We start from the raw sequence: 11,381 nt of genomic DNA on the forward strand, positions 1-11,381 counted from the left end.
CACTTTTTTTCTTGTGACCTATTTCGTATCCACAAGTGGTAGAGGTATTTCTACGTAGCGATAATTGTCATCGTATTCTCGACAGCCTCGCCATATTTTTAGTATTTGTGTTTTATAATTATAGAGTGCTCCACCACAAGTTTGTGAAGGATCGTTGGCACCTTCTGGGCTAAAGTGTGAACAAATTGAAATAGGGTGGCCGTCATGAGATGTTAAAAAGTCAAACATGGCCTTCTCTGTTGTAATTTGTTTTGCGTATTTCTTTGCAAGTTCATATCGCTTATGTGTTGTTTTACTTATATTTTTCTTGTCTTCAACACTTATGATTCTCTCATTAAGGCAATGATTTGTATGAAAGATTATTTCTTCAGATTGTGGAGGCACAATCTCTTTAACAGTGGGAGTGATTTCATAATTGTAGGCATTACTGCCATCACTTATTAAATAATTATGACCTGAAGTAACTTTTGCGTTCATTAGGGTATCGATTACTTCTTTTTGAGTCTTTAATGTCGACAACTTTCTTATCAATGCAGGCCAGATAATACCATTTTCACCATCCACCACATTTATATTATTGACACCAACAAATTGAGCGTAGCTATTCATTGCCATAAGCCCGAGGCAGCCACATACTGTGTAGATTATTTCTTTTGTTTGCGTTGATTCATTGTGAACCTCAATTATCATCAAGTAGTTCTTTGCGCTTTGGTGCATATCCCAAGTTTGGCCTGCGAGGCTTATATCATCTCCGATATAAGAGATTGCAGTGCATCCTTCATCTGGTAATTGGATATCACGAAAGTCTGTATAATTATTTAAGATGATAATGTCTGTTAATGAGCATTCACTCCCTTCTGCTATTCCTTCTAGCTCAAGGGCCAAATCATTTGAGAAATCTTTCGTAAAACGAAATTGTTCTTTTGCGAATTCATCTAGTTTATTTTCTAGGTGAGGAGACCTCTTTAAAAGTAAGTTTGTTCTAATTTTAACAAGTTCTTTGATTGCCTCTTTGTAAGCCTTCCCATGTTGTAGTCCATTTTCGTATGGGTCAGAACTCTCGTACTTAAATATTGGTAGATTTAAGTCTGTTAACATGTGAAGAACCATTTTCCTGAGTTGCCAAAGTCGCTTGGTGCCTTAAGGCCAAATTCATAAGAGATGTCCTCAAAACATTTGAATTCTTTCTTAGGTGTGTTTGATGTTAAGTATTGATAGGCTTGGGCCAGGGCATATGCATCTCCATCCCAAGTAGAAATCATCATCAATGGCTTTGATTCATAGACTTCATCTTTTAACATGCAAAGTCCTATCTGACCTCCAAAGTGGATATAGCTCGCATCTGGAGTAATCCCGTTTTCAGCACTAAGCATTTTTTTGTTCTTATGAAAATAAACACTCTCGTTAAATACAACTTTTGTTGCATTTTTGTGAGAATATTCAATAATTTCATTAAGCTCTTGTGTCGAAAACTCTTCTAGACGATCACCAATGAAAAGAGCAAGGTATTCTCCCTTATCAAGTTCTTCTTTTAGAACCGCTAAGCTTTGCGCCTTAGCATTTGGATAGAAGTCTATTTTTCCTGATAGTGTCGCTGACATAAAACTTTGTTTACCAAAATAGTCATTATCAAGAGAAAGTACTTTTGTTCTCTTTTTTCCATTCTTTATTAGAATTGATTTATATATCTTGTCCACACACTCGCTATGTCCACTAGCACTAAAGAAATGTTGGAGCTCTTTTGGCGCAATCGCTTTAAAGTGTTTCATATTACTCATGAAGCTTTCATCTATAAAATTAGATAGGCATACTTTGTTAACTAATGTTCCCATATCATTAAATGAGGGAGTGTTTAAAATAGGTGAAGATGATAGTTTTACATTTTCGTTATTCCACTTAAGGTTTTGACGGTAAATAATGACATCTCTGAAATCTTCATCGTCTAGGTAGTTTTCTTCAAGAATGGTCTCAATAATTGCACCAAGTGAACAATTTATTGAAAGCATGGCGCCTGCGTGAATATCTCTATTTCTTCCATAAATATATTCAAAGCCTGAAGATGCTGCAATTGTTGAAAGGGCATACTTGAGATATTTTCCCATGCCGTTTGTTTGGCGCTTTTTTACAATCGTTGTATCTAGCATATAAAGTGCTTTAGGATTATTGAAGTGCTTTAATAGTCTTAGTCCACTTTCGTGTGGAAAGTGTGAGATTTTGCCTGCAAAAGAAATACCTATTAATTCTTCATCTTCAGAGAGAAGCCCTATGGCCACAGAGTCATCGCATTTCGCTATTTTTTCAAACTTCTCTATCTCTGTTTGTCTTGTTGGTTCATAGATCGCTTTTTGTATCTCTTCAATTTGGCCTTTATACTTTTTGAAGTTATCCTTATCAATATCAATCAGGGTAGCGTTGAAAGTGTCCTTGAAGAATTCATTTGAAAAACTTTTTGCTTCATTTGTATCAAGTTTTCCTTGTAGAGATTTAATAAGTTGTTCATGCCACTTATATTCATTTTGGATATTAACTTCTTTCTTCGTTTTGAATTCGATCTGATTATGTTCACCCTTATAAACACGTTTAGCAATCTCATCAATAGCATTAAATAAGTAGTCAATATCAGTAAATGTCCATGCTGTATTTAATCTAAATCTTAGCGTGTTTTCACCTGCTTGATAGTAGAGAAGACCTAGGTCAAATCTGTTTTTAATAAATGCAGGAATATCGACTTTGCTTGATAAGTCAAAAGCAAATGCGAGTCCAAAGCAACGTGGAGCAGATAATTGTTCCCATTCACTTACTAGTTTAGATAGCTTTTCCTTTGTATAATCCTGGATCTCTTTAATCTTAAGTCGATTTTGGTCAAGAGCTATCGCCTGATAGTAGCCACGAATTACTGAAGATGTTTGGAATTCATTATTAAGCCATAATGGATTTTCTGTTAAGACAATTCCACTTTGTGCCTTTTTAGCACAAGTGATGAATTCTGGATTGAGTTGTTTGCCTTGAGAGTCTTTAAGGTTAAATGTACGATGCCAGAAGAAGTCCAGTCCTAGGTGAAAACCTGTCTGCACTTCATCATAGATGACTGCTACTTTATATGACTTTGCAAGTAAGTTAAGTGCATTGTGGAAACGATTTGTCGAGTAGCGGTCTCCACCTTCACATTGCATTGGTTCTACTAGAATTGCAAAATGTTCACCGCTTTGGAATGCTTGTTTCAACTCTTCTAGTGAGTCGATTTCACTTTTTAGTAAGTCATCAGCATTTGATTTAAATTTATCTAATTTTGTATCAAAGTCTTTTGCGTATGGGTTTTCCCAAAGCTTTAACCATTCATTATCTAGTTCAAGGATAAAGTTGTCGCTCTTTGTTTCCGGGTATTTAATGAAAGTCGTTTCATGTCCTGGAATTTGATATGGTTCTCTTTTGGCAGGGTTCCATGTTGAAAAAAGAGTTGAGAGAAAACGTCCATGGAAACTACCTTCAAAGGCCATAATCTTCTTTGCATCTTTGTTGTATCTGCTTTTATAGGCCATTATAAGTGCTGTTTCATTGGCCTCAGCTCCTGAATTAACATAAACGGCCTTTAACTTCTTATTTGAAGCCTTTCTTTGAAGTAGCTTTTCAAAAGAATGCGCAATCTCTAAAAATGTTGAATCTTGATAATTTCCTGTCCAGGCACTCTGGTGCATTAATGTTCCAAAGAGTGGAGTTGCATTAAAGCCTAGTCCTAAGGTTGCAATTTGTGATGCAGCATCTAATAAGTATTCAGGATGACCTTCTTTATCCGTTTCCATTGCAAAGTAGGGCCCTTGAGAAAAATTATGTGCAGGAATATATTCCTTCTTTTCTGCAGGGGTGAAATTATCTTGATACATAGATGATAATTTCTTCTTTGCGTGTTCATGACTTTTACTACTTATTAGTTTTACTTCCATATATTAACCTTGATTTAATTATCTCGTTTCTTTAAGTATTTTCTCTTTTAAAAAATCACTAAATTTCAGTCCAGTATTTTCTAGCATCTTCGGAAACATCGAAATACTTGTCATACCAGGAAATGTATTAATCTCATTTAAGTATATTTCTCCATCACTTAAGAAGAAATCAATTCTTGATAAGTGTCTAAGCTTAAGACACTTAAATGCTGTTTTAGCGATATTTTGCATCTTAGCAATTTGTTCACTTGTTAGGTCTTGAGCTTCAATTAATGTTTTAGCGTGAGAATCATCACTATATTTTTGTTGATAATCATAGAACTTATCATCATCATTTATAATTTCACCTGGCCTTGATGCATGGAGGTTTCCATCTTGTTCAAATACAGCAATTTCAAGCTCTCTGCCTTTGAGTGTTTTTTCTATGAGCACATCGTCACTATATTTTAAAGCTTCATTAAGTTTTGTTTCAATCTCACTAGACTTTGTAACGTGATAGCAACCAACAGATGAGCCCTGGCTAGCAGCCTTTATAAAGACATCATTATTTGATTCTTTAAAGAACTCTTTGATTTCTGATAACTCAAAAGGAAGACCTCTGTGTATTGCTTTCCATGGAGCATTGGTTATCCCCAGTAGATCAAACCACAACTTTGTTGTGACTTTATTAAAACAAATACTACTGCCTTCATGACGAGGTCCTAAATAAGGAAGCTTATGCATCTCTAGATAGCATTGAATTTCACCTGTTTCGCCAGGAGGGCCGTGTATGACTGGAATAACGTAATTGATATAAGGGCGCTCAGTTGCTGTTTCTAAAATTTGTCCGTTTAAGCTAACTTTATTTCCGTTAAGGGTTAGATTAGCATCCTTGTCCATTTCAACAACGATTGGATTGAGCTCTTTTATGAGACTCACTTGGTCTTTAATATATTGAGCTGACCTCAATGAAACTTCATGTTCTGAGGAGCCACCTCCGCAGATGATTAAGACGTTCTTCCTTTCCATGGAACCTTCTCTTTAATAAATATAAAAGACCCCTAAGGCTTATGCCTTAGGGTATTTTTCGCTATCAAACATTTTTAATTTTTCTAGCATCTCTTCATGAGACCAGTTAAATGACTTCTTTGAACCATGCTTACGAACTGAAACAGCTTTGTTTTCAATTTCACGATCACCAAGAACAAACATAAATGGAACTTTTGCTTTTTGAATTTGGCGAGTCTTGTATCCCATTGTTTCATTTCTATCATCAACTCTTACACGATAACCTTCAGCAAAGAGCATGTCTTTAAGCTCTTTAGCTGCTTGTCCATGCGCATCTTCATTTACAGGAACGATTACAATTTGCTCTGGTGCCATCCAAAAAGGGAATGCTCCGGCAACGTGCTCTGTGAATACACCAAAGAATCTTTCAAGAGATCCTAGTAGGGCACGGTGGATTACAACTGGTCTTTCTTCGCCGCCATCACTTGTTGTAAATTTCAAGTCAAATCGATCTGGTAGTTGGAAATCAAGTTGAATTGTACCCAATTGCCACTTTCGTCCAATTGCATCTGCTACTTCAATATCAATTTTTGGTCCATAAAATGCGCCGTCACCTTCTTTGATAACGTATTTATGTCCAGAGTTCTTTAAAGCTTCTTCAAGAGCATTCTCTGCTATATCCCATGTCTTATCATCCCCGGCCTTCTTTTCAGGACGAGTTGATAAGTTAACTGTAATGTCATCAAAACCAAATAATTCATAAGCAGTGAAGATCATCTTCATTGTCTTTTGAATTTCTTCTTGAACCTGCTCAAGTGCTAGGAAGATATGAGCGTCATCTTGGCAGAATGAACGTACGCGAGTTAGACCTGCAAGGGCCCCAGCTTTTTCATTTCTATGTAGACGGCCAAAGTCAGCATAGCGAAGAGGTAAGTCACGGTAACTATACTTGTAATGCTTATACATTAGCATGTGACATGGGCAGTTCATTGGTTTTACTGCATACTCACGCTCATCAATCTTAGAAAAGAACATATCATCTTTATAATGTTCGTAGTGACCAGATGTATGCCATAGTTCACTATCTAGGATTTGAGGTGTGATAACTTCGTCATATTCATAAAGACGATAAAGTCTTCTAATATAATTTGTGAGTTCATTTACAATGATTGCACCTTTAGGCATGAAAAACGGTGCACCTGGAGCAACAGGCTCAAAGTGGAATAATTGTAATTCTTTTCCTAATTTTCTATGGTCACGCTTTTTTGCTTCTTCAAGCATCATAAGGTGTTGCTTAAGTTGTTTGCGATCCATGAAGCAGGCTGCATAAATTCTTTGCATAACTTCACGCTTCTCATCACCACGCCAGTATGCACCTGCGATACTTAGTAATTTAAAGCCTTGTGGTAGATCTGCTGTATTTTCAACGTGTGGTCCTCGACATAAGTCAATGAATTCACCTTGAGTGTAACAACTAACTTCTTCATCTTCAGGTATGGCCTCTACTAATTCTATTTTTAAATCTTGACCTTCTGATTTAAAGAAATCGATAGCCTCAGAGCGACTCATAACCTTTCTTTCAATAGGAAGCTTCTCTTTAATGATGGTTTTCATCATATCTTCTATTTTAGGTAGATCATCTTCACCAAGGGTTTGATCCATTAAAATATCGTAGTAAAAACCGTTTTCAATAACAGGTCCAACCCCAAATTGAACTTTAGAATCTGGGTAAAGTCTTGAAATTGCTTGGGCCATAAGGTGAGCGCTTGAGTGTCTAATAGTATCTAAATCGTATTTGGCCATTGAATCTCCGTAAATAAGCCTAAAATTTGTCCTTTAAATGCACATAATATCAAATAATTAAAGGGTTCATCAATATTTTGAGTGTAAATATTTTAATGAAAATGAACTGTTTTGACTTGTAGCATGATGACATGATATGAACTTGTTGTGGTAAGATTCCACAAAATTCTCACAGCAAATAACGTGAAAATTAATCGATAGGGAGTTAAATATGCAGATTGTCGGGGGACAAGAATCTGGAACAAGTAATCAAAAAGAATCAGCAAGTTTAGATGTTCTAGGCTTTGTCGGTTCTGGTGAAGGGCTAATTCCAACTCAAGATAATTTAACTAAGCTAGAAGTCGGAAAGGCTTACTACCAGCTTGGTAAGCTTCACTATGATAAGGCCGATCTTAACAAGGCGGAAGTAAACTTTCTTAAAGCTATCGATTGTGCTGAATGTCCTCAGGATAATTACCGTGTTTTAAAAATTCTAAGTTTTCTCATTCGTATTGCGGCCGAGAAATTAGAGGATGAAAAAGCCGAAAAATATATTTCACATAGTGAGGCCATTGTTAATGACCTTCAAGAGAATCTAGGAAGCCTATCAGCTGAATACTTCTATTATTCAGGTCTTATCAAGTCATATCGAACTGACTTCGATGGAGCATATCAAGACCTAGACTTATCTTATAATAAATCTAAAGAGGAAAATGATCCTGATCTTCACTCTAAATGCTTATTAGCTTTAGCAAATAATGCATTTAACAGAGGTCAATTTGAACTTTCTCTCGAGTATATGGGACAACTAGATAATCTTTTAAAAATTATTAATAAAGAGTATTTAGGTGGTTCAATGCATATGACATATGGAAAAATTCATATGGCCACAGGCAATATTGAAGCGTCTTTAAAGCATTTCAATCTTGCAAATATTACCCTTCAAAATAAGAAGTGCTGGAACCTATACGGATATATTCTTTTAGGAATTGGACAGGTTCAAAAAGTTAAAGGTGATTACGATAGAGCAACTCTTTATTATAACCTAGCAAAGCAAGCCGTTGATTCGACGACATTTAAGCGTCTAACAAATGTTCTTGATGCCGAGATTCATGAAGTTAATGATTCAAGTGTTGATATTTACCTTGATCGTAACAATAGAAAAGTAAAAGAGAAGAATATTGGTGTAATTGATTTCAAACATCGTTTTGTTCTACTAGAGATCCTATTCTTATTAGCTAAGAATCGCGGAAGTTTCTTTGATAAAGAAGATCTTGCTAGAGAGATTTGGAAAGATGAGTACAATCCATTAATTCACGACAAGCTTATCTATACTTCGATTTCTCGTCTAAGAAAGTTAATTGAACCTAAAGATAATAGTAATACGAAGAGAAAGTATATTATTCGCGGAAAAGACGGATATACTTTCAATCCAGATGTTAAGATTCGCTACCAAATGGAGACTAAGCTTACTGCTGGTAAAGCCGTGGCAAACGTTGATATCAGTTCTCCAGTTTAAAATAGATGCGATTTTTAATTTATATTTCAATTTTATTTATGACAAATACATGGGCCCTTCGAGAAAGGGCCCTTTTCTCTATAAATGGTAAAATATATTTTACCAAGGAAGCCAATTTCCTCTTAAAAGCGTATCAGTATTCAAAATGCTCTATAGATGAAAATAAGAACAAAGATTATTTTTATGAATTAGTTGGAAAACTTTCAACTCAGGAAGGTGTAGAAGCCGCTCCACTGGTACCAAATGACTCTCAAATACAAAGAATTAAAAAGATAATGCTTATAGGGAAGTTGTTAAGCTTGGAGCATGAGTTTTTATCAACACCGAAGTTTGAAAAATGCAAGGTTCCCAAGGCTTATAGAAAAACTGTCGAGCAAATCTTTAATACAAATCTTGAGCTTGCAAAGCGCTATAAATCATTCATTAATAATAAAGACATAATAACTCCAGAAAGCCTTGTGAAAAGGTCAACAAGTTACCGTACGCATATATTGAAAGATATTCAGTCACGTCTATTTCTATAAGGTCTAGGTAGTCGAAATATGAAAATTCAATTCGAATACTTGGCCAAATTAGATGAACAGATGGTTGATAAGTTATCAGACTTTGAATCTGATCATTTTAAATGGTCATGGTCTAAGAAAGTTTGGAAAGAGCTTGCAGGTTCTTCAAGAAATATTGTTTGCTTGTGGCAAGAATCCTTAGAAAATAATAAAAAAGAAATTATATCTTTATGTGTATTTGAACTGTCTTCTCCAGATTTCTGCCATCTCTATAAAATCGTTGTCGATGAAAAATTCCGACGTCGTAAGTTAGCTTTGGCCCTATTTAAGCAAATGTGTCACGTTGCATCAGTAGAGTTAGGCTTCAGTAAACCTCATATATACCTTGAAGTAGAGGAGAATAATGATGGTGCGATTGGATTTTATCAAAAAATGGGCCTTAAACAGATTCATATAAAAAAGCGGTTTTATCAAAATGGTAACTCGGCCGTAATAATGCAGGGCGTTCAGGATTGTGACAAACCTTGACAAGATTTCAAAATGTCTGATAATTAATAGGTACTTAGAAATTTAGAATAATTTTTTTTAAAATCTGGGTAAATAACGATTAGTTAAATTTTTAACAAGATATAATCGGGTAGACTTATTAGTGCTACCCTTTTTTTTTATTAATAGGCACATTTTAATGAATTTAAATGTTGAATATAAAGGTATAGAGAAGAAGTTTTACGAGCTTTCACAAGCTATTGTAAGTGAAGCTGGTTACTACCTTTACGATATGGAATATATAAAAGGTTCAAAAACTTTACGCGTTTATATAATGAATAAAGAAACGAATACTGCAGTGATCGAAGATTGTGTGGCAGTTGATCGTGCTTTTAGTGAGCCTATGGAGAGTGCTGACTGGATACCAGATGATATTGTCTTAGAAGTATCTTCTCCTGGAATGTTTCGTAAAATTAAAACAAGAGAACACTTTGACTTAAGTAAGGGACAAAGAATTCTCGTTGAATTAAATAAGAAGTTTGGTGACTTATTTCAAGGTGAGAACTTTGATAAAAAAACTGCCAATACTAAGAAAGTTTTATGTGTTTTAAATGATGTTGGAGATGACTATATAGAAGTTAATCTCGACAGTGACTTTGATTTAAAATTAAATTTAAATGATATTAATAAGGTAGCACTTGAACCAGAAGTGTAACTATTGAGGTGAAAAAATGAGTTTCTCAGAATTAGGTAAAATTATTGATGTATTAGGTAAAGACCGTGGAATCGATAAAGCAATTATCGTAAACGCTATTGAGCAAGCTTTCTTAGTAACAGCTAGAAAGAAGTTTGGAATTCAAGGTGAATATGAAACTCGTTATAATGACGATGATGACGATGTAGAGATTTTTCAATATAAGAATGTTGTTGAAGATGTAAGAGATCCAATTATTGAGATCAATCTTTCTGATGCAAGAGAATTAGATGAAGACGTAGAGGTAGGAGATCAATTAGGTATTAAAATTGAAAACCCTAATTTTACTCGTGTTGATGTTCAAACTGCTCGTCAAATTATTATGCAAAAAGTACGTGATGCTGAAAGAGAAATTCTATTCTCTGAGTTCAAGCACAGAGAAGGTGATCTAGTAACTGGTATCGCTAGAAGATATGAAAGAGGGAATATCATCGTTGACCTTGGTAAGGCCGATGCAGTTCTTTCAAGAAGAGAAATTATCCCAGGTGAACAATTTAATCCAGGTGATAGAATTCAAGCATACTTAACTGAAGTTGTGATGACGAACAGAGGTCCTGAAATTAGACTTTCTCGTACATCTCCAATGTTCTTAGTTAAGCTATTTGAAGTAGAAGTACCTGAGATTCAAGATGGAACAATCGAAGTTAAATCTGCTGCACGTGAGCCAGGTCAGAGAGCGAAGATTGCTGTACAATCAGTTGATAAAGATATCGACCCAGTTGGTGCATGTGTTGGTATGAAGGGATCTCGTGTTCAAAATATCGTTAACGAACTTCAAGGTGAAAAAATTGATATCGTAAGATGGAACGATGACCTAGCAACATTTGCTATTGCAGCACTTGCTCCATCTGAAATTGAAAATATCTCAATTGATCATGACTCTAAATCAATGGATGTGATCGTTGAAGAAGATCAACTATCTCTTGCAATTGGTAGACGTGGTCAAAACGTTCGCCTTGCGGCGATGTTATCGGGATACAATATTAACATTATCTCTAAAACAAAACTTCAAGAGAAAGTTAATAAGGCCGTTGAAAATTTACTTCAAATTCCATCTGTTTCAGATGCAATGGCGCAAGTACTTGTTCAAAATAGCATCATGGCAATTGGTGACTTCATGGCAACACCTGCAAGCGAAATCGCTTCAATGACTGGTGTTGATGAAGCTGCTGCTCAAGCGGCAATTGATGAAGCAGCAAAGCTTGTTGAAGAAGGAACAATTGAACTTCAACCTGAAGGTGAAGAAGAGCTGGTATCTGCATCAGCAGTACCAAGATACCTAGGTATCATAAATAAAGAGTCTGGTGAGGAATCAGAAGAAGGCTCTGATAAATTTAATGAAGCTGAGAGAAGACTAAGAGAAGAATTAGCTGCATTTAAAATTAAATAATTTATAAAATTGTAGTCAT

9 protein-coding genes are annotated in these 11,381 nt (G+C 35.3%); 5 read left to right on the forward strand and 4 right to left on the reverse strand.

Annotation, left to right across the window (positions count from 1 at the left end):
• Nucleotides 1-18: 18 nt before the first annotated feature.
• From ACN5L8_RS00125 to thrS, 4 genes are read right to left on the reverse strand one after another with little or no spacing between them, the layout of a single operon-like run.
• Nucleotides 19-1,098, reverse strand: a complete 1,080-nt coding sequence (locus ACN5L8_RS00125) for a C45 family autoproteolytic acyltransferase/hydolase (RefSeq protein WP_412473258.1) — start codon at nucleotides 1,096-1,098, stop codon at nucleotides 19-21.
• A complete protein-coding gene (locus ACN5L8_RS00130; protein ID WP_419171941.1) occupies nucleotides 1,092-3,941 on the reverse strand; it encodes an aminotransferase class III-fold pyridoxal phosphate-dependent enzyme in 2,850 nt (949 codons plus the stop codon). The genes ACN5L8_RS00125 and ACN5L8_RS00130 overlap by 7 nt, the downstream gene beginning before the upstream one ends.
• 18 nt (nucleotides 3,942-3,959) lie before the next feature.
• Complete coding sequence (locus ACN5L8_RS00135; protein WP_419171942.1) at nucleotides 3,960-4,949, reverse strand: D-alanine--D-alanine ligase; 990 nt, start codon at nucleotides 4,947-4,949, stop codon at nucleotides 3,960-3,962.
• 39 nt (nucleotides 4,950-4,988) lie between these two features.
• Nucleotides 4,989-6,731, reverse strand: a complete 1,743-nt coding sequence (thrS, locus tag ACN5L8_RS00140; RefSeq protein WP_419171943.1) for a threonine--tRNA ligase — start codon at nucleotides 6,729-6,731, stop codon at nucleotides 4,989-4,991.
• Nucleotides 6,732-6,942: 211 nt separating this feature from the next.
• On the opposite strand from thrS, the gene ACN5L8_RS00145 reads away from it, so the two are divergent.
• From ACN5L8_RS00145 to nusA, 5 genes are all read left to right on the forward strand, one after another.
• Nucleotides 6,943-8,229, forward strand: coding sequence for a helix-turn-helix domain-containing protein (locus ACN5L8_RS00145; protein WP_115363912.1), 1,287 nt, complete (start codon nucleotides 6,943-6,945; stop codon nucleotides 8,227-8,229).
• Nucleotides 8,230-8,267: 38 nt separating this feature from the next.
• Nucleotides 8,268-8,753, forward strand: a complete 486-nt coding sequence (locus ACN5L8_RS00150; RefSeq protein ID WP_412473260.1) for a hypothetical protein — start codon at nucleotides 8,268-8,270, stop codon at nucleotides 8,751-8,753.
• An 18-nt stretch (nucleotides 8,754-8,771) separates the two neighbouring features.
• Nucleotides 8,772-9,260, forward strand: coding sequence for a GNAT family N-acetyltransferase (locus tag ACN5L8_RS00155; protein ID WP_120404659.1), 489 nt, complete (start codon nucleotides 8,772-8,774; stop codon nucleotides 9,258-9,260).
• A gap of 157 nt (nucleotides 9,261-9,417) precedes the next feature.
• Nucleotides 9,418-9,933 carry a ribosome maturation factor RimP gene (gene rimP / locus ACN5L8_RS00160; RefSeq protein WP_115363906.1) on the forward strand — a complete coding sequence of 172 codons (516 nt, stop codon included), beginning with the start codon at nucleotides 9,418-9,420 and terminating at the stop codon, nucleotides 9,931-9,933.
• 16 nt (nucleotides 9,934-9,949) lie between these two features.
• Nucleotides 9,950-11,362, forward strand: a complete 1,413-nt coding sequence (gene nusA, locus ACN5L8_RS00165) for a transcription termination factor NusA (protein WP_115363905.1) — start codon at nucleotides 9,950-9,952, stop codon at nucleotides 11,360-11,362.
• The last annotated feature ends 19 nt before the right edge of the window (nucleotides 11,363-11,381 follow it).

It is taken from the genome of Halobacteriovorax sp., assembly GCF_048381875.1.
GTDB lineage: Bacteria > Bdellovibrionota > Bacteriovoracia > Bacteriovoracales > Bacteriovoracaceae > Halobacteriovorax_A > Halobacteriovorax_A vibrionivorans.